The sequence below is a fragment of the Actinoplanes missouriensis 431 genome (assembly GCF_000284295.1).
GTDB classification, from domain to species: Bacteria; Actinomycetota; Actinomycetes; order Mycobacteriales; family Micromonosporaceae; genus Actinoplanes; species Actinoplanes missouriensis.
In genome coordinates this window covers 8,346,328-8,371,291 of sequence record NC_017093.1, presented here as the reverse complement: position 1 = coordinate 8,371,291, position 24,964 = coordinate 8,346,328, and the positions used below count along the sequence as shown (strand labels likewise).

Below are 24,964 nucleotides of genomic sequence, written 5' to 3'. Positions count from 1 at the left end.
TCGTGGTCATGTCAGCTGAGGGAGCAACGCTGACCACGCCTCCTCTGCGGCTCCGGCGATCGGGCCCTCGTCGTCGCCCAGCGTCGCCGGCAGGACTGGGGGCGGCGCGTCTCGGTGGATCAGCATCAAGCCGTCGCGATAGGCGGCCTCGATCGATTCCGGGACGGTCGCCAGCAGGTCCACGCCGAGGCCGCCGAGGGTGACCAGGTCGGCGTCCAGGCCGTTGACCAGGCCGGCTATGCCTCGGCCCAGTGCCGCGCCTACGGCTCGGACCGCCGCCAGCTCGGCCTCGTCGCCGCGGGCCGCTGCGGTGATGACACGGCGGGCGTAGGTGACCTCGTCGCGCGGGGGTGGCTGGTTCAGCAGGCGGGCCAGTGCGGTGCCGTCGACGGCGGTGCCCCAGCAGCCGGAGGCGCCGCACGGGCAGCGGATCGCCGGGTCGCCGAACGGCATGTGGCCGAACTCGCCGGCGGCGCCTCGCGCGCCGATCACCGGGCGGCCGTCCTCCACCACGGCGCCGCCGAGGCCGGCCTCGATGCGCAGATGCAGAGCCACCGAGGCGCCCGTTGCGGCACCTCGGCGGGACTCGGCAGTGGCGGCCAGCGTCGCGTCGTTGCCGGCCACGAAGACACCCGCGCGGGGCCGCCCGTCCGGGCCCGAGACGCCTGCGGTCTTGCCGGGCGACAAGGCGCCCGAGACGCCTAAGACGCCCGAGACGCCTAAGACACCCGAGACGCCTAAGACCCCCGAGACGCCGGCGGTCTCGGCGGGCCACAGGGTGGTCAGGTCGACGTCGTGCCAGCCTGCGGTTGAGGCGTCCAGCTGGAGGGTGCGGGAGACCGTGCCGGGGACGGAGACTCCGGCGGCGCGGATTCTGGGCCCGTACTCGATGAGGATTGTGGAGATCGCGGCCGTGACGGCCGCACGGACCTCGTCCCAGCCGGTGGCCGCGTGCCGTTGCGACCAGGAGGCGGCGGTGGCGCCGCCCAGCTCGACCAGGTCGATCCGCCAGGCCTCGTGGGTGATCGCGAGGGCCAGCACGAGCGGGCCGGCCGGGTGGGGCAGGAGCACGGTGGTCGGGCGGCCTCGGCTGCCGCTTGGGGCGGCCGGGGCCTGGATCAGCAGTGACGCGCGGCTCAGCTTGGTGACCAGCTCGGTGGCCGCGCCGGTGCCGACGCCGAGCAGGCGGGCCGCGTCGGCGCGGGTGACGCCGGGCCGGTGGTGCACCACCCGGAGGAGCTCGGTGGAGCGGGATGTCACGTCGAACTCCTCTCTTGTGCTTATCTCCGCTGGTCTCGAGGTCTCCGAGGCGCAGGTCGGCCTCTGCGCGGTGACGATGGTGGTGGTCCGGGGTGGCGCGTTCAACGCTGTGCCGGTGCTGCTCGGGTCAGCGTCGCTGCGGGTCGCGCTTACCCGCCGGGACGCGGCCTTGGCGGTCTACGTGGTGGCGTTCCGCGGCACCTTCCCGGCCCGGATCAGCCTCGAAGAGCATCACCGGGCCGAGCAGGAAGCCATCGCCGGAGGCTGAGCCTCAGGAGTTCAGCGCCGCCTCGGCAGCCGCCAGGAACAGGTCGTTCTCCTCAGGGGTGCCGACCGTGACGCGGACACCCTCGGGCTGGAAGCCCCGGACGATCACGCCGCGGTTCTCGCAGGCCGCGGCGAAGGCGGCGGTGCGGTCGCCGAGCGGCAGCCAGACGAAGTTCGCCTGGCTCTCCGGGACGTCGATCGAGAGTTTCCGGAGCGCCTCGGTGAGCCGGGAGCGTTCCGCGACGACCAGGGAGCAGCGGCGGCGCACCTCGTCCTCCTGCTCCAGGGCGGCGAGCGCGGCGGCCTGGGCGACCGTGCTGGTGGAGAAGGGGGTGACCACCTTGCGGATCGTCGCGGCGACCTCGGGCTGGGCGACCAGGTAACCCATCCGCAGCCCGGCCAGGCCCCACGCCTTGCTCATGGTCCGCAGCACCACCACGTTGTGCCGGTCGCCGTAGGTCTCCAGCGCGTCGGGCACCTCGGGATCGGTGACGAACTCCCGGTACGCCTCGTCGAGCACCACCAGCACGTCGGAGGGAACCGAGTCGAGGAACCGGTCCAGCTCGGCCTTGCGCAGGGCGGTGCCGGTCGGGTTGTTCGGGTTGCAGACGAAGACCATCCGCGTCTGGTCGGTGATCGCGCCGGTCATCGCGCTCAGATCGTGCCCGTGACCTGCGGTGTTCGGCACCCGGACGCTTGTCGCCCCGCCGCCGGCCGCGATGATCGGGTACGCCTCGAACGACCGCCACGAGTAGACGATCTCGTCCCCGGGCAGGCAGGTGGACTTCGCCAGGATCTCCGCGAGCGCGACCGAGCCGCAGCCCGTGACGACCCGCGCCGGGTCCACGCCGAACCGCTCGCCGATCACCTCGCGCAGCCGGACCACGCCCATGTCGGGGTAGCGGTGCACGGACGACACGGCCTCGGTGACGGCCTCCACGACGCCGGGCAGCGGCCCGTACGGCACCTCGTTGCTGGCCAGCTTGATCGCCTCGGCGATGCCCAGCTCCCGGGCGAGGTCGGCGACGTTGCGGCCGGGCACGTAGTTGGGCAGCGCGTCTAGGTCGGCGCGGGTCAGCCGGGTCATTGTGGTCCTCCGGGAGAGTTGCCGCCCGGCGCGGGCGGAACGGTGGGTGTGCCTCCGTGCGGGACGGCGACCACGACGGTGGCCGCCGCCTTGTCCGGCCAGCCCTGGCGCAGGCGGGTGTCGAAGACCGGCGAGAGCGAGGCCAGGAACTGGATCACCAGGCCGACCCCGCACCACCAGAACAGCGTCCACATGCCGAGCCGGGCCCACCGGGCGAACGCCCGGCCGAAGCCGAGCGGCGCGGTGCTCTCGATCGGGACCACCTTGATCCCCATGGCTCGTTTGCCCAGCGTCTGCCCGCGGTTGGCGGTGGACGGGGCCTCGTAGAGCAGCCAGAGCAGGGTGGCGACGAGCACGATGGCGATCGACAGGGTCTGCATCCGCGAGGAGGCGGGCGCGGCGACCAGGGCGTCGTTGCCGGCCTCGATCTGCCGCATCTGCTCCTGCAGGATCGGGTAGAACTCCTGCCAGTACTGATAGATGAACCAGCCGTTGACCACGACGTTGAGCAGCAGCACGGCGACGATGTCGATCAGCCGGGCGGTCAGCCGCCGGCCGAGGCCGGCGAGGGGGAGACCATGCGGCATCGCCTGCGGCATGGGATAGAGGTACGCGTGAGGCGGCTGCCCGGCCCAGGCGGGCTGACCGGGCTGACCCGGCGACCCGGGGTGACCGGGCCATCCGGGCGGCGGCCCATAGGCGGGCGGGGCCTGACCGGGCGGGCCGTAACCGGGCGGCGCCTGACCGGGCGGGCCGTAGGAGGGCGGGACCTGACCGGGCGGGCCGTAGGAGGGCGGGACCTGACCGGGCGGCGGTCCATAAGGGGGCGGGGTCTGACCCGGCGGCGGCCCGTAGGCGGGCGGCGCGGCGTAGGTCTGCGGCGCCGGTGAGACGGCCTGCGGCGGCGACGCGGGGGCGGGCGCCGGAGGATCCGGCTCGACCGCGGGCGGGCCGTCCGGCGGGGTCGCGTCGGCCGGGATGGCCCGACCCAGCCAGCCCTCACCGTCCCAGTAGCGCTGGGTGCTGGTGTCGGCCGGGTCCTTGTACCAACCCGCGGGAAGCGAACTCATGGGCAAACCTTTACCAGAACGACCTGACCGTTCCCTGCGGCCCGGTCTTTGATCTCAGTGTCCCAGGTCGCTCCAGTGCTTTCCGATGACAGTGGCCTGACCTGATGTTGCGGGCAACAGTTCCCTTCCGGTCTGATCAGACTGCGCAATACGTACGGTAGTTTCGCGGTATGACTGAGCAGAGTGTGCAGCTCGATGGCCTGGATGCCCGGCTGATCGAGTTGCTCGAGGCGGAGCCCCGGATCGGTGTGCTGGAGCTCTCCCGCCGGCTCGCGGTCGCCCGTGGCACCGTCCAGGCGCGCCTCGACAAGCTCGTCGCCCGGGGCGCGATCAAGGGGTTCGGCCCGGAGGTGGTCCCGGCCGCCATCGGTTTCGGTGTGACCAGCTTCGTGACATTGGAAATCCGGCAGCGGTACGGGCATGACGCCGTCGCCGGGCATCTCGCGGACATCCCGGAGGTCCTGGAGGCGCACACGATCACCGGCAGCGGGGACATCCTGTGCCGCATCGTGGCGCGCGCCAACGCCGACCTGCAGCGGGTGATCGACCAGATCGTCGGCTACGAGGGGATCGTCCGGGCGCACACGATCATCGCGCTGGCGGAGCTGATCCCGTACCGAACTGGGCCGTTAGTGCACTTTATCGGGTCGACACGGACAAACAGCCCTCGCGACTGAAGTCGATCGAGGTCATTACCCTGCCGGAATGGCCGCGGGCGGAGGTTCCTGGAAGGGATATACGGTGCTCACCGCCGCGGTGGTCGTCACCGTGCTGGCCAGCACCGGCGTCTGGAACCCGTTCCCGCAGGTGTGGGAGTGGGTCAACCGGAGCGAGCCGGTCGCGGCCGGCGCCCGCTGGCAGCAGCGGATCGGCGGCACGCCGCAGAGCATCGCCGTCGTCGGCGACGCGGTGATCGTCGAGTACCGGACATCGGTCGAGGCGTTCGGGCTGACCGCCGCCGTCCCGCTCTGGAAGTCCGACTTCGACTGGGCCGCGATCGCAGGTTCGGGTGACGACGCCGTAGTGGTGACCGGGCGGCTGCTCACCAAGGGCTACCAGGTGCTGGACCCGCAGACCGGTGCGGTCCGCCGGTCCGACACGACGGCCGGCGCGGTCTGGACGTACCGGGACGCGATCGTCGACCTGAGCTGCTCCGGCGGCAACGACTGCCGTCTCACCGCGTGGGACCCGAAGGCCGGCACCGAGCTGTGGAGCGTGGACACCGGCGGCATCGGCTTCGTGCTGGACGCCGCCAACCCCGACCTGCCGGACACCCGGCGGCTGGTCTCCGGCGACGTGGACGACGACGTGGCCGGGCCGCCGCCGCTCCCGGAACTGATCGGCCTGCCGCACGACGGGCAGATCCGGGTGATCGACACCGCGAAGGGCAGGGTGGTGGCGACCGTCCGGGCCGGGCGCGACCAGCGGGTCGTGGTGGTCGGCGGCCGGGTGCTCACGGTCAGCGGGACCTCCGCCGACGGGACCTGTTACTACGAGGTGGTGGCCGGCGACCCGCCTGGTGACGCGGTGGTGTGGCGGCGGGACGGGCTCAACCTGCGTACCGCCGACAACGGGGCGGACTGTGCGCCGGGACGGGACCCGGCCGGCGGTTACAACGTGCTGCTCGGCGTCGACCCGTACGGCCGGGAGGTGCTGATCAACGGCAACGACGGGCGCAACCTCTGGTACGGCGACAAGGAGTCCGACGTGCTCGCCGTGAACGACTCCTACGCGGTGATCCGGGAGGGCGACACCGTACGGGGCTACTCGTTCAGCAAGGACAAGGCGGTGTGGCGGCAGACCGGGCGGGAGAAGGCGGGCGCGGCGCTCACCCCGTACGCCGCAATCGTGGTTTCCAAGAATCGGGTCACCGCCCTGGCACCGGCGTCGGGGGCGGTCCGGGTCGATGTGCGCACCGGCGCGAAGGTCTTCGCCGCCGGGCCGGAGGGTTTGATCGCCGTCTCCGGACGTGACATGGCCTACCTGCCGTTCTCCTGATCCGTAGGTCGCCGTTCCCCGGTTCTGTGATCGAGAGAGCGACTCCGCGGGGAGGGTTCGCGCGGGGCGGCCCGGCTGCCCTAGGCTTGCCGCTCATGAGCAGAGGCGCCGCTTTCACCTACTCGCCGCTCTTGCCGACCGGCGAGGACCTGACTGAGTACCGTCTGGTCACGGACGAGGGCGTGGACGTGGTCGAGGGTCCGGGGGGCCGGCGCTTCCTGACCGTGGAGCCGTCCGCGCTGACCCAGCTCACCGCCGAGGCGATGCACGACATCGCGCACTACCTGCGCCCGGCGCACCTGGCCCAGCTGCGCTCGATCATCGACGACCCGAAGGCGTCGCCGAACGACCGCTTCGTCGCGATGGACCTGCTGCGCAACGCGAACATCGCGGCCGGCGGGGTGCTGCCGATGTGCCAGGACACCGGCACCGCGATCGTGATGGGCAAGCGCGGCCGGCACGTGCTCACCGACGGCGCCGACGAGGCGGCCATCGCGCTCGGCGTCTACCAGGCGTACACCCGGCTGAACCTGCGCTACTCGCAGCTCGCCCCGCTGACCATGTGGGACGAGAGGAACACCGGGACGAACCTGCCGGCGCAGATCGAGCTCTACGCCGAGGACCCGGGCGGCCAGCCGGACGCGTACAAGTTCCTGTTCATGGCCAAGGGCGGCGGCTCGGCCAACAAGTCGTACCTCTACCAGGAGACGAAGGCGCTGCTCAACCCGCAGCGGATGATGCAGTTCCTGGACGAGAAACTGCGCCTGATCGGCACCTCGGCCTGCCCGCCCTACCACCTCGCCGTGGTGATCGGCGGCACCAGCGCCGAGCACGCGCTGAAGACCGCGAAACTGGCCAGCGCGAAGTACCTGGACAATCTGCCCACCGCGGGCACGATGCTGGCGCACGGCTTCCGCGACCTCGAGCTGGAGGCCGCGGTGCTGGAGCTGACCCGCGACTTCGGGATCGGCGCCCAGTTCGGCGGGCGGTACTTCTGCCACGACGTACGGGTGATCCGGCTGCCCCGGCACGGCGCGTCCTGCCCGGTCGCGATCGCCGTCTCCTGCTCGGCGGACCGGCAGGCGGTCGCGAAGATCACCCCGTCGGGTGTCTGGCTGGAGCGGCTGGAGACCGACCCGGCGCGGTTCCTGCCGGACGTGGAGATGGGCGAGGAGCCGGTCGTCCAGGTCGACCTGAACCGGCCGATGGCCGAGATCCGGGCCGAGCTCAGCAAGTACCCGGTCAAGACGCGTCTCTCGCTGACCGGCCCGCTCGTGGTGGCCCGGGACATCGCACACGCGAAGATCGCCGAGCGGCTGGACGCCGGCGAGCCGATGCCGCAGTACCTGCGTGATCACGCGGTCTACTACGCCGGACCGGCGAAGACCCCCGAGGGGTACGCGTCCGGGTCGTTCGGCCCGACCACCGCCGGGCGGATGGACTCGTACGTGGAGAAGTTCCAGGCGGCCGGCGGCTCGATGGTGATGCTCGCCAAGGGCAACCGATCGCAGCAGGTCACCGACGCCTGCCGGACGTACGGCGGGTTCTACCTGGGCTCGATCGGCGGCCCGGCGGCCCGGCTCGCCCAGGACTGCATCAAGCACGTCGAGGTGCTCGAGTTCCCGGAGCTGGGCATGGAGGCGGTCTGGAAGATCGAGGTGGAGGACTTCCCGGCCTTCATCGTCGTCGACGACAAGGGCAACGACTTCTTCGCCGAGGTCACCAAGCCGATGCTGAGCATCGGACGGCGCTGACTCCGGTCGCTGAATCCTGTGCGGTTGTCCCGAGGCGGCAACCGCACAAGATCGCGAGGTCAGTTGGTGGGGCAGTAACCGGCGACCGGGCTCAGCCACTCGGCCAGCTGGGTCTTGAGGGTCTTGTCCAGGTCTTTCGTGGACTTGATCTTCTCGATGTAGTCGCGGTTCTTCGCGCTCTTCTCGATCTTCGTGGCCGAGGCGTCGCCGGCCTCCTTGAGCTCGGGGTTCTCCGCGCTCTCGGTCTCCTTGCGGATCTGGGTGCCGACCGACTTCAGCTCGGCGGCGGCGGCCTTCTCCGCCTTTTTCGCCTCGTCGGTCTGCTTCGCCTCCTTGTGCGCGATCATCTTGCCCATCTCGGTGCCGAAGTCGCCCAGCGCGGCGCTGAAGACCTTGTCGAGGCGGCCGCACACCTTCTCGGTGTCCGCCGAGTAGTCCGGCGCCGGCTCGGTGGTGGCCGGGGCGGCCGAAGCGGTGACGGCGGCCGGGGCCGCGATCTCGCTGGTGTTCGCATCGCTCTCACAGGCGGCGCCGGTCAGCAGCACGCCGCCGGCGAGCGCGGCCAGGATGGCGCGTCGCATCAGGGGGATCCTCTTCGTCGGGGGTAATCCAAACTCGCACCGACGGTACGTTCCGTTCGCTACCGCGTCCAACCGAGCGTGATCACCAAGATACGAACAGCCCGTCCGTGGGAGTACCACGGACGGGCCGCGCGCCCCCGTTGAACAGCGGGGCCGCCCCGCCGCATAAGGGGCGCTCAAGCGGCGGGGCGGCGCTGGAACAAGGGTGCACGGGGGCGCTCTCGTTCCGCTGTCGTTCTGGTCCTCTGTGCTCGGATAGAGTCGCGGGCACGGTATACGGGGAACGGGTGACTACCTTGCGCTACCGCATCCTGGGGCCACTCTCTGTAATTGACGACGAGCGGAACGTGCCTATCACGGCGACTCGTGATCGCATCGTGCTCGCGATGCTGCTCCTGCGGCCCGGCCGGATCGTGGGTCTCGGCGAGCTCACCGAGGCAGTCTGGGGCGCGGAGCCGCCGGCCACCGCGCGTGGGCAGCTCCAGACGTGCGTGTCCCGGCTGCGCCGGGTGTTGCCGGCCGGGGCCATCCTCAGTGATCCGGCGGGCTACCGGATCCGGCCGGAACCGGACGAGCTGGACGCCACGGTCTTCCTGCGCCTGGTGGAGCAGGCGAGATCCGCGGGCGATCCGGGGAGCGCCCGGGCCTCGTACCGGAAAGGCCTTGATCTTTGGCGGGGTTCCGCCTGCGCCGAGATCGACGCGCCGGCCGTGCGGGCGGCGGCCGCCGGCCTGGACGAGCGGCGCGCCGCGGCGGTCGAGGACTGGGTGGACCTGGAGCTCGAGGCGGGCCAGGCGCGGGAGCTGATCGGCGAGCTGTCCGGCTGGGTGGAGCAGTTCCCGCTGCGCGAGCGGCTGCGCGGGCAGTTGATGACCGCCCTCCACCGGTCCGGGCGGCAGGCGGACGCGCTCGCCGAGTTCCGCCGGGCCCGTGACGTGCTGAGCGGGGAACTCGGCATCGAGCCCGGACGTGAGCTGCAAGAACTCCACCGCGACATGCTGTCCGGCGAGTACGTCCCGGAGGTGGCCCGGACCGTACGCTGCCTGCCACGGACGGTCGGCGACTTCACCGGCCGGGTCGAGCTGGTGAAGAGCCTGCTCGACGAGCTTCCGCGGTCGGACCCGGCCGTGCTGGTGATCGACGGGATGGCCGGCAGCGGCAAGACCACCCTGGCGCTGCATCTCGCGGCCCGGGCCGGCGAGCGGTACCCGGACGCGCACCTCTACATCGACCTGCGGGGATACAGCGAGCAGCCGCCGGTCGAGCCGGCCGCGGCGCTGATCGTGCTGCTCCGCCAGCTCGGGGTGGCGGCCGGTGACATCCCGCTGGAACCGGTGGAGCGGATCGGCCTCTGGCGCACCGAGCTGGCCAGCCGTAAGGCGCTCGTGGTGCTGGACAACGCGGCGTCCAGCGCGCAGATCGCCGACCTGCTGCCGTCCGCGGCGGGCAGTCTCACCCTGGTCACCGCGCGGCGGCGGCTCTCCGGGTTGGACGGGGTGCGGGTCGAGTCGCTGCCGCTGCTCGCGCCGGAGGAAGCGGTCGCGCTGCTGGAGCGGATCGCCGGCGACCGGGTGCGTGCCGAGCCGGAGGCCGCCGCCGAGGTGGTCCGGCGCTGCGGCGGGCTGCCACTGGCCGTCCGGCTCTCCGGCGCCCGGCTCCTGCACCGTCCGCGCTGGCGGGTGGCCGACCTGCTGCGCCGGATGGGCGGGACGGCGCTGCCCGAGCTGGCGGCCGAGGAGCGGACCGTGACCGGCGCCTTCTCTCTCACCTACCGGCAGCTGCCGGAGTCGCCGCAGCGGGTGTTCCGCCTGCTCGGCCTCTATCCGGGCACGGTCTTCGACCGGCTCGCGGTGGCGGCCCTCGCCGGATCGAGCCTGGAGGGCGCGCTCGACGCGCTCGACGATCTGGTCGACGTGCACCTGGTCGAGGAACCGGAGCCGGGTTCGTATCGGATGCACGACCTGATCCGGCAGTTCGCCGGCATGCTCGCGGCCGACCTGCCGGCCGGCGAGCAGCGGGCGGCGCTGATCGGGGCTCTCGACTTCGAGATGCACGCCGCGGCGGCCGCGACGACGCGCGGCTATCGCAAAGCGGTCGACAGTGATCTCGGCAGAGTCAGCCCGGCCCGCCCGGACCTGTTGGACGAACTGGAGGACCCGGCCGCGCGGCTGGAGTGGCAGCGCACGCAGCTGACCGCCTTCGTCGAGGCGGCCGCGGCGTGCGGATCGCTGGACTATGCCTGGCGGATCCCCCGGGCCGCCTGGCGGCCGCTCTTCCTGCGCGGCTACATGGATGACATCCGGGACACCCACCTGCTCGCGATGTCCAAGATCGAGAAGTCAGGTGACTTCCACGCCGTCGCCGTCACCGCCAACTACCTGGCCTCCGCCTACGGCCGGGCCGGAGAGAACGAGAAGGCCGAGCGATACCTGCTGCTCGCGATCCGCAGCGACGAGGCGATCGGTCAGCGGCACTCCCGGGCCTACATGAATCTCGCGATGATCTACCTGGTGCAGGGGCGGTTCCGGGAAAGCATCGAAGCGGTGATGACCGGCCGCCGGATCGCGGTGCTCGACGGGCAGAGCCGGGACGCGTCCCTGTTCGGGGCGCTCGGCACCGCCTGCGAGGTGTTCAGCCGGCTCGGCTGCCTCACCGATGCGATGCGCTATGCCCGCCTGCGTCTGATCCTCGCGATGGACCAGGGCGAGGAGGCCATGGCCGCGGCGGCGCTCCTGGTGCTGGGCCGGTGCCGGTACCAAGCCGGCGAGATCGACCGGGACCGTTCCCGGCGCTACGTGGAGGCGTCCGCCTCGGTCGCGTCTCGCATCGGGTACCGGTCGTTGCTGGCCGACGCGCACAACGACCGTGCCTGGCTGCTGGCTGACGCCGGACGGTACGCCGAGGCGAGCGTCGAGCACGAACGGGCGTTGCAGCTGGTGGCTGAGCTACGCGACAGGCATCACGAGGCGGAGTTCCGCAACGATCACGCGACCACTGTCCGCCGGTCCGGGGACATCGCGGCGGCCAGGGCGATGTTCGAGCACGTCATCCGGCTCGCCCGGGAGTGGCGCCTCGCGTACTCGCTGGCTCGGGCCCAGGCCGGGCTTGCCGACTGCCTGGACCACGACGATCCGGAAGCCGTCCGGCTCCGGGCGGCCGCGTGTGATCTTTTCGACCGGATGGGGATCACCACGATCGACGGGCGTCCCGTCAACCGGAGAGAGAGGATGAAACCGTGACGACTGACGAGAGTGGCTACCGCATCGAACGCGACACGATGGGCGAGGTACGTGTGCCCGCCGACGCTCTGTGGCGTGCGCAGACCCAGCGTGCCGTGGAGAACTTCCCGATCTCCGGCCGCGGGCTGGAACCCGCGCACATCCGCGCCCTGGCCCGGATCAAGGGCGCTGCGGCACGGGCCAACGCGAGCCTCGGCGTGCTGGAGAAGGACCTGGCCGACGCGATAGCCGTCGCCGCGGCACACGTCGCCGACGGGGGTTACGACGACCAGTTCCCGGTCGACGTCTTCCAGACCGGCTCGGGCACCTCGTCGAACATGAACGCCAACGAGGTCATCGCCACGCTCGCGTCGCGCGACCTGGGCAAGCCGGTGCACCCGAACGACCACGTCAACGCGTCGCAGTCCAGCAACGACGTCTTCCCGTCCTCGATCCACCTGGCCGCCACCGAGGCGGTCAGCGCCGACCTGATCCCGGCCCTCGACCACCTCGCGTCAGCATTGCGGGAAAAGGCACAGGCCTGGTCTGGTGTGGTGAAAAGCGGCCGGACCCACCTGATGGACGCCACCCCTGTCACTCTCGGACAAGAATTCTCCGGGTACGCGCAGCAGGTCACCAACGGCATCGAGCGGCTGACCGCCACCCTCCCGCGGCTCGGCGAACTGCCGCTGGGCGGGACCGCCGTGGGCACCGGGGTGAACACGCCGCCCGGTTTCGCGCCGGCCGTGATCGAGCTGCTCCGCACGGAGACCGGCCTGCCGCTGAGCGAGGCCCGGGACCACTTCGAGGCGCAGGGCGCCCGAGACGCGCTGGTCGAGGCGTCCGGTCAGCTGCGGGTGGTCGCGGCCGGGCTCTACAAGATCGCGAACGACATCCGCTGGATGGGCTCCGGGCCGCGCGCCGGCCTGCGTGAGCTGCGCCTTCCGGACCTTCAGCCGGGTTCCTCGATCATGCCGGGCAAGGTGAACCCGGTGGTGCCCGAGGCGGTTCGCCAGGTCTGCGCCCAGGTGATCGGCAACGACGCGACGGTGGCCTTCGCCGGCACCCAGGGCGACTTCGAGCTGAACGTGATGCTCCCGGTGATGGCCCGCAACCTGCTCGAGTCGATCCGGCTGCTGGCCGCGGTCTCCCGCCAGCTCGCCGACCGGTGCGTGGCAGGGCTGGAGGCGAACGAGGAGGTGGCCCGGGCGTACGCGGAGGGCTCGCCGTCGATCGTCACCCCGCTCAACCGCTACCTCGGGTACGACGAGGCGGCCGCGATCGCGAAGCAGGCTCTCGCGAGCGACCGGACGATCCGCGAGGTAGTGATCGAACGCGGTCACGTCGCATCGGGAAAGCTCACTGAACAGCAGCTCGACGAGGCGCTCGACGTGCTGCGTATGACCCGTCCGTAAATTGACTGCCGTTCATCTTGTGTTGAGCGACATTTCTCGATGAGATTCCTCCTAGCCCAACAACTAGGAGCGAATTCCATGAGAAGACGGCTCATCACGGGGGCGGTCATCACCGCGACCGGCCTGGCTTTCTTGACCGCGGTACCTGGTTCGGCCACGGCCGAGCCAGGTAACGCGGTGGACTACACCGTGGTCGCCGCGGACGGCGCATCTGCCGCCGAGGCCACCGCTGCCATCAAGGCGGCCGGCGGCACGGTCGTGACCGGTAACGAGGCGGTCGGCGTCTACCGCGTCACCTCGACCGACGCCAAGTTCTCGGCGAAGGCCACCAAGTCCGGCGCCCTGATCGGCGCGTCCGAGCGCAAGGCGATCGGCAAGGCGCCGAACGGCCTGGAGAAGGTCGAGAAGGCCGGGCACAACCGGGGCGCCGGCAAGTCCAAGGGCACCCGGATGGACCCGCTGGACGACAAGCTCTGGGGCCTCAAGATGATCCGCGCCGACAAGGCTCGCAAGATCGAGTCCGGCAAGCGCGGCGTGACCGTCGGCATCATGGACACCGGCCTGGACGCCTCCAACCCCGACCTGGCGGCCCACTTCAGCCCCCGGCTCTCCCGTAACTTCGCGCCCGACATGACCGACATCGACGGTCCGTGTGAGGTCGCGAGCTGTCTCGACCCGGTCGGCACCGACGACGGCGGGCACGGCACCCACGTGGCCGGCACGGTCGGCGCCGCGGCGAACGGCTTCGGCGTCTCCGGCGTCGCCCCGGACGTCACGCTGGTCGAGCTCAAGGTCGGCCAGGACTCCGGCTTCTTCTTCCTCGACCCGGTCGTCAACGGCCTCACCCACGCCGCGGACGCCGGCATCGACGTCGTGAACATGTCGTTCTACGTCGACCCCTGGCTCTACAACTGCACGGCCAACCCGGCGGACAGCCCGGAGGACCAGGCCGAGCAGCGGGCGGTCATCGCCGCCATGAAGCGGGCGCTCAACTACGCGCACCGCAAGGGCGTCACCCTGGTCGGCGCGCTCGGCAACAGCGGCGAGGACCTCGGCAAGCCGCGGACCGACACCTCCAGCCCGGACTACGGCGCGGACCCGTACGAGCGCCCCATCGACAACAGCTCCTGCTGGGACCTCCCGGTCGAGGGCCCGCACGTCATCGGCGTCTCCTCGGTCGGCCCGTCCGGCAAGAAGTCCGACTTCAGCAACTACGGCCTGGAGCAGATCTCGGTGGCCGCCCCCGGTGGCTTCGCCCGTGACTACTTCGGCACCCCGCAGTTCAACCTGCCGGCCAACCGGATCCTCTCCACCTACCCGCTGAAGGTGCTGATCGAGGAGGGGCTGGTCGACGCGGCCGGCAACATCCTCCCGGCCGGCGAGGGCCTGGTCTTCAAGGACTGCACCAAGGGCGGCAAGTGCGGCTACTACACGTACCTGCAGGGCACCTCGATGGCGTCCCCGCACGCCGCCGGTGTCGCCGCGCTGATCGTCAGCCGGTACGGCAAGCCCGACTGGCGCCGTGGTGGCCTCACGCTCAGCCCGGACGCCGTGGAGCGCCAGCTCTACAAGACCGCCGCCGAGCAGGCCTGCCCGACCCCGCGCCTGGTGAGCTACGTGAACGAGGGGCGTCCGGCCGAGTGGGACGCCTACTGTGAGGGTGGCCGGAACTTCAACGGGTTCTACGGACACGGCATCGTCGACGCCTACGCGGCTGTCGGCGGACGCTGATCTTTCTTGATCTCCGCCCCGCCCGTGTCGACACGGGCGGGGCGGTTTTCCGTTCGCCGGGGCCGGTACCCTTGTGCGGTGACGCTGCGCCTGTATGACACCGCGACCCGATCGGTCCGGGACTTCGTCCCGATGACGCCCGGTCTGGTGGGGATCTACCTGTGTGGTCTCACCGTGCAGTCCTCACCTCATATCGGTCATCTGCGGTCCGCCGTCAACTACGACGTGCTGCGACGCTGGCTGCTGCACACCGGCCACGAGGTGACCTTCGTCCGCAACGTGACGGACGTCGACGACAAGATCCTGCAGAAGTCGCTGGATCAGAAGCGGCCGTTCTGGGCCATCGCCTTCGAGAACCGGCTCCTGCTGGACCGTGACTACCGCTCGCTGAACGTTCTGCCGCCGACCTACGAGCCGCTGGCCACCGCGCACATCACCGAGATGCACGAGCTGATCCAGACGTTGATCTCGCGTGGTCACGCCTACGCGGCGGACTGCCTGAACGGCGACGTCTACTTCGACGTGTCGTCGTACTCGTCCTACGGCGCGCTCTCCGGGCAGAAGCCCTCGGACATGCGGTCGGCGGGCGACGCCCCGGAGCGCGACAAGCGGGACGCGCGCGACTTCGCCCTCTGGAAAGGCGTCAAGGCCGACGAGCCGAGCGACGCCTACTGGTCCTCGCCCTGGGGCCGCGGCCGGCCCGGCTGGCACATCGAGTGCTCCGCGATGGCCCGGCGCTACCTCGGCGACGAGTTCGACATCCACGGCGGCGGCCTCGACCTGACGTTCCCGCACCACGAGAACGAGATCGCCCAGTCCAAGGCGGCCGGCCTCGGCTTCGCCCGTTACTGGGTGCACCACGCGCTGCTCAACCTCGGCGAGTCCAAGATGAGCAAGTCGCTGGGCAACGTGATCGACCTGGACTCGCTCGTCGAGTCCGGGATCCGTCCCGTCGAGGTGCGCTACTACCTGGCCTCCCCGCACTACCGCTCCCGGATCGACTACTCCGACGAGGCGCTGCGTGAGGCCGCGGTGGCGTACCGGCGGATCGAGGGCTTCGTGCAGCGTGCCGCCGAGATCGTCGGCCTGGGCCGGCCCAAGGCCGTGCCGCCGGCGTTCGCCGACGCGATGAACGACGACCTGAACACCTCGGCGGCGCTCGCGATCGTCCACGACACCATCCGTGAGGGCAACACCGCGCTCACCGCCGGTGACGAGGCGGCCATCCGCGGCGCGCTCACCGCGGTTCGTGCGATGCTCGGGGTGCTCGGGATCGACCCGCTCGACGCCTCGTGGGACGCGGGCACGAACGGCAACGACCTGAAGCCGGTCGTCGACTCACTCGTCGCGCTGGCACTGGAACAGCGGGCACAAGCCCGCGCACGGAAAGACTGGGCGGCCGCCGACTCGGTGCGGGACCAGCTCAAGAACGCGGGTATTCAGGTGGAGGACACTCCGACCGGGCCGCGCTGGACGGTAGGAGAGCAGCACTGATGCCGGGAAATTCACAGAACGCCAGCAAGCGGGCGACCGCGAAGAAAGGCGCCGCGATGGGCTCGGGCGGGAAGAACCGCTCCAGCCTCAAGGGCCGGGGCAAGACCCTGCCCGCCGACGAGCGCCCGTGGCACAAGGGTTACTCGGGCACCGAGAAACTGCCCGAGAAGACCGCTCGTAAGCAGGAGAAGGAGCGCCGGGCAGCGGCGGCCGAGGGCCGGGCGCCCAAGGTCGGCGTGCCGGGCACCAAGGACACCACCTGGGGCCGTGGCGGTGGCCGCGGCACCAGCATGACCCGCGCCGCGGCAGCGGCCCGTGGCGGCCGGGCGTCCGGTCCGCGCGGTCCCCGGGTCGCGCCGGGCCGCAAGTCCAACCCCACCAAGGAAGGCCCCGAGCTGCTGCTCGGGCGCAACCCGGTGGTGGAGGCGCTGCGCGCCCTGGTGCCGGCCACCGCGCTCTACGTGGCGCAGGGCATCGACATCGACGACCGGGTCACCGAGATCGTGCGGACCGCCGGCGACCGGGGCATCCCGATCCTGGAGATCAGCCGCAACGAGCTCGACCGGATGACCGGTGGCGTGCTGCACCAAGGCATCGGCCTGCAGGTGCCGCCGTTCGCGTACGAGGACTTCGACGACCTCGTGGCCGCGGCGCTGGAGCAGACCGCTCCGCTGCTCGTCGCCCTCGACGGCATCACCGACCCGCGCAACGTCGGCGCGGTGATCCGGTCGGTCGCCGCGTTCGGCGGGCACGGCGTGTTCATGACCGAGCGCCGCGCGGCCGGCATCACGGCGACCGCCTGGCGCACCAGCGCCGGCGCGGCAGCCCGGGTCCCGGTCTCCCAGGTGGTCAACCTGACCCGGGCGATCAAGGCGGCGCAGAAAGCCGGGTTCACCGCGATCGGGCTGGACGCGGACGGTGAGACCGACCTCTACCAGCTCGAGGCGGCGATCGGCCCGCTGATCGTGGTGGTGGGCTCGGAGGGCCGAGGTCTGTCCCGCCTGGTCGGCGAGACCTGTGACCTGCGGGTGAGCATCCCGATGGCCTCCGAGGTGGAGTCGCTGAACGCGAGCGTGGCGGCCGCCGTCACCCTGGCCGAGGTCCGCCGCCGCCGGGAGGCGTGAGGCTCAGAAATACGCGCGCAGGCGGTCGCCGTCCGTGAGGAACAGGCGGCCGCCCGCCACCGTCGGCGGGTAATGCTGGTCCGAGGGCATCCCGCCGTGCACGCCCCTGCCGGTGACCGCGTCGACGATCGACAGCGGGGATCCCAGACCGGACGGGCTGAAGAGCAGGTTGCCGGCCCGGACCGGCTGACCCGCCGCGTCCGGCAGGTGCACCGACCAGAGCTTGCGGCCGGTCGCCGCGTCCAGGCAGAGCACGCTGCGGTACCGGGGCACGTAGAGGCGCCGGTCGTCGGCGGTGACACCGGGCGCCGGCAGGGCGGATCGCCAGATCACCGAGCCGTCGGCGGCGTTCACCGCGGTGAGGGCGCCACCGGTGCCGCTGACGTAGAACCTGCTTCCGGCCGGGTCGCTGCCGACGGCGTACCAATTGAGCGGGGTTTGCCAGATCGTCCGGCCGGTGGTGACGTCGACCGCGCGGGCGGTGTTCCCCTCGGTACGCAGGAGCAGCCTCCCGTTCGCGGAGAGCAGGCCGTCGCCGCGGGTGCCGGTGAGCCGCCAGAGCCGTCCGCCGTCGCCGAGCCGGTACCCGGTGGTGCTGAGGGTGTAATCCGGCCGGGTGTCGACGACGACCACGCCGCGGTCCACCACCATGTCCTGTGCCGGGCCGCCGAGCGGCACCTCCCACAGACGGCCACCGGTGGCCGCGGAGAACGCGGTGAGGAAGCTGCCCTGGCCGTCACAGGTGTAGGTGAGGGTGACGAGCTTGCCGTCGGCGACAGCCATTCGGGTGATTCCGCGCCGGACCAGCCGGGTGAACCAGCGCCGGTTGCCGGTTGCCGGGTCGAGAGCGGCGACGCCGCCCGGCGCGCTGGTGTAGAGGGATCCGCGGTACACGAGGGGCTCGCGGCCGATCTCGCAGTCCGGCGCCCCGTGCGTGGACACCTCCCACTTCTTCCCGATGTTTTCGGTGGTCAGCGTCGTCTCGGCCGGGTTGTAGTAGGTCGCTCCGGGGCCGTACCCGGGCTGAGCCCAATCCGACGGAGGGGGCAGCAGGAGGGCCGCGACGACAGCGGCCACCAGAACGGAACTCATACAAGATCAACGACCGGAAGCCCGTGTCGGCTCCGCTGACCGGGATCTTGTGCTACGTTGGTCGCGTTGCAGTTTTGATTTCCGTAGACGTTTTCCGGCGCCTGGTGGGTTATCTGAACCCGTCCCAGGCGTTTTTCGTTTTCGTGTCGTTTCGACGCGGGTGATCAACGCCGTGGCGCCCGGATTCCGCACAGGGCGGTTTCCAACAGCCTGCGAAGGAGCAGACATGACTACAGGCACCGTGAAGTGGTTCAACGCCGACAAGGGCTTCGGCTTCATCAGCCCGGACGACGGCGGCGCTGACGTCTTCGCCCACTTCTCCGCGATCGCGACGAGCGGCTACCGCAGCCTCGAGGAGAACCAGAAGGTGGAGTTCGACATCACCCAGGGCCAGAAGGGCCCGCAGGCGGAGAACATCCGCCCGCTCTGATCCACCGGGTTTGACGAACGGCGGTCCGCTGAGTTTCAGCGGGCCGCCGTTCGTTCTTGCTGGTCTTGGCTTTGTGGAGCCCCCGGTCGGGATCGAACCGACGACCTCCCGTTTACAAGCAAGAACGCGATCATTCCGGATGGTCCCGCCCGGACTGTGATTGTGCCTGTGAACTGCTGTTATATGTCAGCTGGATTCCGGCGCATCCCCGGTCGGGCGGACCGTTCCGGACGGTTGCCTACCAAGATCCCCTACCATTCGCCCGGTGCCCGGTGCCCGGTGCCCGGTGCCCGGTGCCCGGAACAGCATGCTCTCCCACCGCATTCTCATGTCGGCTTGAGTTCGCGGCTGCGCCGAGGGGGGGGGTAGAGGTGGAGCCCTCGCTCCGTTGTCAAAATCACATGAGCCAGGAACGTGAATGTGTCTCCGATACGCTGTCGCCCCGACTTCTAGGAGATGCGAGTACGTGTCTGAGACTCCCACGCTGAACCCGGTACGTGACTCCGGAAAGGAGATCGACTCAGCGCTGGCGGTCAGCCCTCCGCGCCCCGCTCGGCGCCCGCGACTGGCGCTGCTCGACGGCCTCCGGCTGCTCGCCGCCGTCTCCGTCATGGCACACCACTACACCGGCGCCAACGACGCGTGGGACGCGAGCGCCAAGGAGCTGTTCCCGATCCTGCATCCGTTCACCCAGTACGGCTGGATCGGCGTCGAGGTCTTCTTCCTCATCAGCGGCTTCGTCATCTGCATGACGGCGTGGAACAAGGGGCTCGGCGACTTCTTCTCGTCCCGGGTGACCCGGCTCTATCCGGCGTACTGGGTCGCGCTCACGCTTTCCGTGATCGTCATCACCATCTGGCCGACCGTGCGCTCGACCAGTTCGTGGACGGACGTCGCGGTCAACTACACCATGCTCCAGCAGGGATTCGGCATTCCCAACGTCGACGGCGTCTACTGGACGCTCTTCGCCGAGCTCAAGTTCTACCTGGCTTTCGCCATTGTGGTCGCCATGGGAGTCACCTTCCGGCGCTGCGTCCTGTTCTGCGTGTTCTGGACCCTCGCCTCGATGCTCGCCTGGCAGCTGTCCAACGACGTGCTGTGGTCGTGGGTCATGCCGTACTACGCCCCCTACTTCACCGGCGGCATCGGCCTTTACCTCATCTACCGGTTCGGGTTGTCGGCGGTTCCGGTGGGGATCGTGGGCGTGAGCTTCGTGCTCGCCGAGTACAGCGTCAAGCAGCGGGTCGGCAACCTTGAGCCCGTCGTCACGAACGTGGACCACCCGATCGCCGCCTGGCCGGCGCAGCTGATCATCGCCGGCACGTTCCTCTTCATGCTGCTTCTCGCCCTGGGCAAGTTCAACCGCATCCAGTGGCGCTGGCTGACCACCGCGGGGATCCTGACCTATCCCGTGTACCTCCTGCACCAGGCCATCGGTCTCACCGTGCTGCACGGGCTCAAGGACCAGCTTCCGGCGCTGCCGCTCGCACTCGGCGTCATGGCGATGATGCTGGTCTTCGCCTGGCTGGTTCACCGCTTCGCGGAGCGCCCGCTCGCCCGCGTGCTGGGCCGTGCGATGGACCGGGGCATCGCCGACCTCCGGCAGCATTCCACGAGGTAGGCCCCGCCTCCCCGCGCCGCTCCGTCCCGCGCCGCTCCGTCCCCCCGCTCCGCTCCGCCACTTGCCAAGATCCTGGCCGCTGGCCGCTGGCCGCTGGCCGCTGGCCGCTGGCCGCTGGCCGCTGGCCGCTGGCCGCTGGCCGCGGCGACGGCGATGGCTGCGGGACGGCGGCAGCTGCGGGACGGCGGCAGCTGCTGCGGGGAATGCTCGGTGCGGAAGTGCTGTGGAGCCCCCGGTCGGGATCGAACCGACGACCTCCCGTTTACAAGACGGGTGCTCTGGCCATCTGAGCTACAGGGGCGGGTCACGGCCAGCATAACGTCCTGGGATGCGGCCACCATCTTGGCAGGTCGGTGAAAAACAATTACGTTTGCGGGGCTGTTCCTTCTACTCGGATCGTCCGGCACGTTCCTGCCGGTGGAAAGGAAGTCGATTCACCATGGCTACCGTCACCTACGACAAGGCCTCCCGGATCTACCCGGGCTCTGAGCGTCCCGCCGTCAACGAGCTGAACCTCGAGATCGGCGACGGCGAGTTCCTCGTCCTGGTCGGCCCCTCCGGTTGTGGCAAGTCCACCAGCCTGCGCATGCTCGCCGGCCTGGAGGACGTGGACCGCGGCCGCATCCTGATCAACGACAAGGACGTCACGAACCTCCCGCCGAAGTCCCGTGACATCGCGATGGTGTTCCAGAACTACGCCCTCTACCCGCACATGACGGTGTACGAGAACATGGCGTTCGCCCTGAAGCTGCGCAAGACCCCGAAGTCGGAGATCGACCGCGCGGTGAAGGAAGCCGCCGCTCTGCTCCAGCTCGAGGAGTTCCTCTCGCGCAAGCCGAAGGCGCTCTCCGGTGGTCAGCGTCAGCGTGTCGCCTTGGGCCGCGCGATCGTGCGTCAGCCGCAGGTGTTCCTCATGGACGAGCCGCTGTCGAACCTCGACGCGAAGCTCCGCGTGCAGACCCGCTCGCAGATCGCCTCGCTCCAGGCCAAGCTCGGCGTCACCACCGTCTACGTGACCCACGACCAGGTCGAGGCCATGACCATGGGCCACCGGGTCGCGGTCATGCTCGACGGCGTCCTCCAGCAGGTGGACACCCCGCGGGCGCTCTACGACACCCCCGGCAACGTCTTCGTCGCCGGCTTCATGGGCTCCCCGGCCATGAACATCAAGACCGTGCCGCTGACCGAGTCGGGCGCCACCTTCGGCTCGCTCACCATCCCGCTGACCCGCGAGCAGGTCGCCGCGGCCCAGCAGGGCGGCGACGGCAAGGTCACCGTCGGCTTCCGCCCGGAGGCCGCCGAGGTCGTCACCGAGTCGGCCGGCGCTCTGCCGATCGTCGTGGACCTGGTCGAGGACCTCGGTTCGGACGCCAACGTCTACGGCCACTCCGAGGTCGGCGGCGGCTCCGAGCGCTTCGTGGTCCGCACCGAGCGTCGCTACATGCCGAGCATGGGCGAGACGGTGTTCATCAAGCCGCAGACCAGCGCGCTGCACGTGTTCAACGCCGGCTCCGGCGTGCGCATCTGATTTTCCGCGGAACGGCCTCTCCCCGCTGGGAGAGGCCGTTTTTGTTTCGCCGTAGCGGGCAAGACCACACGGTGCAGACCTTCCTGCCGTATTCCGGCTTCACCGCCAGCGGTCTCGCGCTCGACGTGAAACGGCTCGGCAAGCAGCGGGTCGAAGCCATCCAGGTGCTGCGCGGGCTGATCCAGCCGGGCTACGGCTGGCGGCACCATCCGGCGGTCAAGATGTGGCACGGTTACGAGGAGGCGCTGGTCCGTTACGGCCTCGACATGTGCGCCGTCTGGACCGCCACCGGCCGGGCCGACACCTGCGCCGCGACCATGCTCACCGATCTGCGGACCGCGCGCGGCATTTCGACAGTGCGCACCGACGAGGAACTGGCCCAGGCCGGCGAACTCCCACCCTGGCTCGGAGACGAGGACCTGCACCTCAGCCACCGCTCCGCGCTGATCCGCAAGGACGCGGCGCACTACCGCCCGCTGTTCGGCGACGACGTGCCCGACGATCTGCCCTACGTCTGGCCCGCCTCCGACCGCCCTAGCTCAAATCCCAGCTCAGCATCGTGAACGTCATCTCCTCGCACGCGCCCGCCCGGCGATAGGTGGCGAGAGCAGCCTTGTTGTCCGACTCGGTCGCCACCCACATGCCGTAGCAGCCGTTCGCCCGAGCCAGCGCCGCCAGCGCCTCCACCAGCGCCGCCCCGACCCCCTGCAGCCGCGCCACGGGAGCGACACCCAACTCGTACACCAGCATTTCGGTCCCTTTGTCCGGATGCGTGGTCTCCACCCCACTGATCATCCCGACCGGCCGATCCCCGTCGTCATAGGCGAGCAGCAGATGGTGCGTCGGATCGTCCAAGAACCGCTGGGTGGCACCCTCCAGCGGCGGCGCATCAAAGAGGTCGGCCGCTCGGTGAACCTCGGCCGCGACGGTCACTCGTTCGATGCGCATAGCGCCACGATAGCCAGCAGACATCTTCAAAGACCGATGTCGCAGCGGGGTGGTGGGTGCAGACCGTCGCTCCCGCCGAGGTGCGCGGGCCGGCACGCTGGGCGCTGGCGCGCCCAGAACGCGCGCCATCAGCCCGCGCGGCGTGCGTGAGTGGTTGCGCCCTCTTCCTATCAGTCCCCTTGCGGCAGCCCACCCGCCGTCCCGGGTCCGCTGTCCGCTGCCCGGGTCCGTTGTCGTCCGCCGTCCCGGTCCGTTGTCCGCCGCGTCGGTCCGCTGTCCGCGCGCTGGTCCGCGCCCCTGCAGCCCGTAGCCCGCGGCTCGGTGCTCGCCGCCCAACCGAGCCGTAGCCCACGCAGGTCACGAGCGGGTTTTGCCTGCGCGGGCTACGGCGCGGTGGGCTCGGCCGTAGCCAGCGCGGGTTGTGCGGCCGGGAAACGGGCCTCGGCTACGGCTGGCTGCCTCGCGCCGCCGGGTCGCCAGTGCTGTCCACGGTGCGCTGAGGGCCAGCCGGTCCGGCTGGTCCGGCTGGTGGTGAGGGCTGTTGGGGTGCCTGCAGTGGCGGGGAGAGGGCTGGCGAGGGTGGTTAGGAGTCTGCAGCGGCGGGGAGGGCGCCGGGGAGGTGGTTGAGAGGCCTTGGCGGGCGCTGGTGGCGGCTCCGAGGACGGAGGGGTGAGGCGGGCGTGCTGCGGAGGCGGGGCTGGTGGGGTGGGGGTCGGTAGCATGACGGGCCGGTGTGGGGTGTTGGGGAGGGGACGGCATGGCGGCTCCGGGGGAGAACGACACCGGTGGCGGCGACGGGGCTACTGCGCCGCATCAGGGGCCGCCCACGGACACGCACGCTGAGCCTCGGTATGCCGAACCGGTGGATCCGTGGGCTACCGGGGAAGCGGCTGCGATTGCTGCCGGTGGGCAGGTGCCCTATCCGGTCGGGGCGGGAGACTCGACGTGGGCGATTCCGGGGAGTCCCGGGGTCACACGTGAGGCGCCGGTGGTCCGGTCGTACCGGTGGAAGGTTTTGGCCGGGGTTGTCGTTCTGGGGCTGGCCGCGGCGGCGGTGGTGTTCTGGCCGGGGGTGCGGGCGATCGATTTCCATCCGGTGGAGGAGATCGGGCGGTTCGAGCCGGCGGTTCCGGTGGGTTCGGCCTGGTCGGACGCGGAGGTGATCGGGGAGCGGGCGTACTTCGCCAGCGCTGACCCGGACGGGCGGCTCGGGGTGGTTGCGGTGGACACCGGCAGTCGCGAGGTGGTCTGGAGAAACCCGGCGGTGGGTACGGCCGCGCTCTGGGACCGGATGATCGCGTTGCCGTCGGCGCTGGTGGTGTTCTCGGCGCTGGAGTCCGGCACCGGTAAGGCGCAGATGCGGCTGCTGAGCGCCGAGGACGGCGCGGAGCTGTGGAATCGGCCGCTCGGGGCCTCCGACGCGGTGCACATCGGAGCGGACACCATGGTGCTCGTCGACCGGGTGGAGGAGCGGCTGCTCGGGCTGGACCTGGCTGACGGGCGGGTGCGGTGGGAGGAGAAGGACCCGGACGCGACCACCGTCGTCACCGTGACCACGCAGGCCGACCTCGCCGGGCCGGCCGGATCGGCGGGGCGGCCGTTCTCGCCCAACGTGTCGGACGACGACCGGTTCGTGCAGATCAACAGTGATCGGTCGGCGAGTGTGCGGGACATCCGTACCGGGAAGGTCGCGCGGACCCGGCCCAGCGTCGCGTCCACGAGCGACGAGGTGATTGCGCACGAGGGGCGGCTGTTCGTCCAGGAGTCCGGCACCGCGAAGCGGATCTTCGCCTATGACCTGGAGAAGCTGGGTGAGCCGGTCACCCTGCACACGGCCGATCCGGCGGATTCGCTGAGCAAGCTCACCCCGTGCGGCGAGGCGCGGCTCTGTTTCGTCGAGACGGCCGGGTTCGACCATGACAAGGACGAGGTGGTGGCCGTCGACGCGGTGAAGGGCGGCGAGCTGTGGCGGCACAGCGTCGCCCAGGTCGAGTCGCTCACCCCGGTCGGTGACTCGCTGCTGGCCGTCACCGACGATTCGAGCCTGCTGCTCGGCGGCGGTGGTGACGCGACGTGGACGGTGCCGGGTGTGGCGGTGCGTCTTGACGCCGGCAATGTGCTGCGCTTCTCGGACGGTTTGACGACGTCGGTGGGCAGCCGTTCGCTGTCCGGCGTCCACGTCGGTGACAAGGCGACCGAGATGGGGCTGGTGCGTGATGTGCGGCCGGGCGCCTGTGCCTGGAACACGTCGGTGCTGGCCTGCGTCGGGGAGACCGATTTCGCGCTGTACTCGTTCGCCTGAGGGACGTGCGCGAGAGCGCGCACCGCTGGATGTCGGCGGCGCGC

At 70.6% G+C, this 24,964-nt stretch carries 20 protein-coding genes and 1 tRNA gene; 14 read left to right on the top strand and 7 right to left on the bottom strand.

The window, feature by feature from the left end:
• Positions 1 to 6: 6 nt before the first annotated feature.
• On the bottom strand, positions 7 to 1,260 hold the full coding sequence (locus AMIS_RS44500) for an ROK family protein (protein ID WP_014447848.1): 1,254 nt from the start codon (positions 1,258 to 1,260) through the stop codon (positions 7 to 9).
• A gap of 16 nt (positions 1,261 to 1,276) precedes the next feature.
• Here AMIS_RS44500 and AMIS_RS38220 point away from each other — a divergent pair, with 16 nt between their 5' ends.
• The gene (locus tag AMIS_RS38220) at positions 1,277 to 1,528 is read left to right on the top strand and encodes a hypothetical protein (protein ID WP_041830325.1); all 252 of its coding nucleotides are present in this window, start codon (positions 1,277 to 1,279) and stop codon (positions 1,526 to 1,528) included.
• Positions 1,529 to 1,531: 3 nt separating this feature from the next.
• Here AMIS_RS38220 and hisC read toward each other — a convergent pair whose 3' ends face one another.
• Positions 1,532 to 2,614 (bottom strand): histidinol-phosphate transaminase, encoded by a 1,083-nt coding sequence (gene hisC, locus AMIS_RS38215; protein WP_014447846.1) that lies wholly within the window; start codon positions 2,612 to 2,614, stop codon positions 1,532 to 1,534.
• Entirely contained in the window at positions 2,611 to 3,684 is a 1,074-nt protein-coding gene (locus tag AMIS_RS38210; protein WP_014447845.1) for an RDD family protein, read from the bottom strand. The genes hisC and AMIS_RS38210 overlap by 4 nt, the downstream gene beginning before the upstream one ends.
• Positions 3,685 to 3,854: 170 nt before the next feature.
• On the opposite strand from AMIS_RS38210, the gene AMIS_RS38205 reads away from it, so the two are divergent.
• From AMIS_RS38205 to AMIS_RS38195, 3 genes are all read left to right on the top strand, one after another.
• The gene (locus tag AMIS_RS38205) at positions 3,855 to 4,361 is read left to right on the top strand and encodes an Lrp/AsnC family transcriptional regulator (RefSeq protein ID WP_014447844.1); all 507 of its coding nucleotides are present in this window, start codon (positions 3,855 to 3,857) and stop codon (positions 4,359 to 4,361) included.
• A 28-nt stretch (positions 4,362 to 4,389) separates the two neighbouring features.
• The gene (locus AMIS_RS38200; RefSeq protein ID WP_041830324.1) at positions 4,390 to 5,682 is read left to right on the top strand and encodes a PQQ-binding-like beta-propeller repeat protein; all 1,293 of its coding nucleotides are present in this window, start codon (positions 4,390 to 4,392) and stop codon (positions 5,680 to 5,682) included.
• A 95-nt stretch (positions 5,683 to 5,777) separates the two neighbouring features.
• Positions 5,778 to 7,436 (top strand): fumarate hydratase, encoded by a 1,659-nt coding sequence (locus AMIS_RS38195; RefSeq protein WP_014447842.1) that lies wholly within the window; start codon positions 5,778 to 5,780, stop codon positions 7,434 to 7,436.
• Between the two features lie 59 nt (positions 7,437 to 7,495).
• Here AMIS_RS38195 and AMIS_RS38190 read toward each other — a convergent pair whose 3' ends face one another.
• Positions 7,496 to 8,017, bottom strand: coding sequence for a hypothetical protein (locus AMIS_RS38190; protein WP_014447841.1), 522 nt, complete (start codon positions 8,015 to 8,017; stop codon positions 7,496 to 7,498).
• 347 nt (positions 8,018 to 8,364) lie between these two features.
• Here AMIS_RS38190 and AMIS_RS38185 point away from each other — a divergent pair, with 347 nt between their 5' ends.
• The 5 genes from AMIS_RS38185 (at position 8,365) to rlmB (ending at position 16,999) form a co-directional block, all read left to right on the top strand.
• Positions 8,365 to 11,256 carry an AfsR/SARP family transcriptional regulator gene (locus AMIS_RS38185; RefSeq protein WP_014447840.1) on the top strand — a complete coding sequence of 964 codons (2,892 nt, stop codon included), beginning with the start codon at positions 8,365 to 8,367 and terminating at the stop codon, positions 11,254 to 11,256.
• Entirely contained in the window at positions 11,253 to 12,650 is a 1,398-nt protein-coding gene (locus AMIS_RS38180; RefSeq protein ID WP_014447839.1) for a class II fumarate hydratase, read from the top strand. Before AMIS_RS38185 ends, AMIS_RS38180 begins: the two co-directional genes overlap by 4 nt.
• Positions 12,651 to 12,728: 78 nt before the next feature.
• The gene (locus AMIS_RS38175) at positions 12,729 to 14,381 is read left to right on the top strand and encodes a S8 family serine peptidase (RefSeq protein WP_014447838.1); all 1,653 of its coding nucleotides are present in this window, start codon (positions 12,729 to 12,731) and stop codon (positions 14,379 to 14,381) included.
• A gap of 78 nt (positions 14,382 to 14,459) precedes the next feature.
• Complete coding sequence (cysS, locus tag AMIS_RS38170) at positions 14,460 to 15,875, top strand: cysteine--tRNA ligase (protein WP_014447837.1); 1,416 nt, start codon at positions 14,460 to 14,462, stop codon at positions 15,873 to 15,875.
• Positions 15,875 to 16,999 carry a 23S rRNA (guanosine(2251)-2'-O)-methyltransferase RlmB gene (rlmB, locus tag AMIS_RS38165; RefSeq protein ID WP_014447836.1) on the top strand — a complete coding sequence of 375 codons (1,125 nt, stop codon included), beginning with the start codon at positions 15,875 to 15,877 and terminating at the stop codon, positions 16,997 to 16,999. The genes cysS and rlmB overlap by 1 nt, the downstream gene beginning before the upstream one ends.
• A 3-nt stretch (positions 17,000 to 17,002) precedes the next feature.
• On the opposite strand, the gene AMIS_RS38160 is transcribed toward rlmB, so the two are convergent.
• Complete coding sequence (locus AMIS_RS38160; RefSeq protein ID WP_014447835.1) at positions 17,003 to 18,091, bottom strand: PQQ-binding-like beta-propeller repeat protein; 1,089 nt, start codon at positions 18,089 to 18,091, stop codon at positions 17,003 to 17,005.
• A gap of 226 nt (positions 18,092 to 18,317) precedes the next feature.
• Between AMIS_RS38160 and cspE the strand changes: the two genes are divergently transcribed.
• Positions 18,318 to 18,521, top strand: coding sequence for a transcription antiterminator/RNA stability regulator CspE (gene cspE / locus AMIS_RS38155; RefSeq protein WP_014447834.1), 204 nt, complete (start codon positions 18,318 to 18,320; stop codon positions 18,519 to 18,521).
• A 466-nt stretch (positions 18,522 to 18,987) separates the two neighbouring features.
• Entirely contained in the window at positions 18,988 to 20,142 is a 1,155-nt protein-coding gene (locus tag AMIS_RS38150; RefSeq protein ID WP_014447833.1) for an acyltransferase family protein, read from the top strand.
• 224 nt (positions 20,143 to 20,366) lie between these two features.
• Here the strand turns inward: AMIS_RS38150 and AMIS_RS38145 are convergent.
• A tRNA-Thr gene (locus AMIS_RS38145) sits at positions 20,367 to 20,443 on the bottom strand.
• Between the two features lie 138 nt (positions 20,444 to 20,581).
• Here AMIS_RS38145 and AMIS_RS38140 point away from each other — a divergent pair.
• Positions 20,582 to 21,670, top strand: coding sequence for an ABC transporter ATP-binding protein (locus tag AMIS_RS38140; protein ID WP_014447832.1), 1,089 nt, complete (start codon positions 20,582 to 20,584; stop codon positions 21,668 to 21,670).
• A gap of 71 nt (positions 21,671 to 21,741) precedes the next feature.
• Positions 21,742 to 22,233 carry an MSMEG_6728 family protein gene (locus AMIS_RS38135; RefSeq protein WP_014447831.1) on the top strand — a complete coding sequence of 164 codons (492 nt, stop codon included), beginning with the start codon at positions 21,742 to 21,744 and terminating at the stop codon, positions 22,231 to 22,233.
• Here AMIS_RS38135 and AMIS_RS38130 read toward each other — a convergent pair.
• Complete coding sequence (locus AMIS_RS38130) at positions 22,205 to 22,618, bottom strand: GNAT family N-acetyltransferase (protein WP_014447830.1); 414 nt, start codon at positions 22,616 to 22,618, stop codon at positions 22,205 to 22,207. The genes AMIS_RS38135 and AMIS_RS38130 overlap by 29 nt on opposite strands.
• A 1,015-nt stretch (positions 22,619 to 23,633) precedes the next feature.
• On the opposite strand from AMIS_RS38130, the gene AMIS_RS38125 reads away from it, so the two are divergent.
• Complete coding sequence (locus AMIS_RS38125) at positions 23,634 to 24,920, top strand: outer membrane protein assembly factor BamB family protein (RefSeq protein WP_157435204.1); 1,287 nt, start codon at positions 23,634 to 23,636, stop codon at positions 24,918 to 24,920.
• Positions 24,921 to 24,964 lie beyond the last annotated feature (44 nt).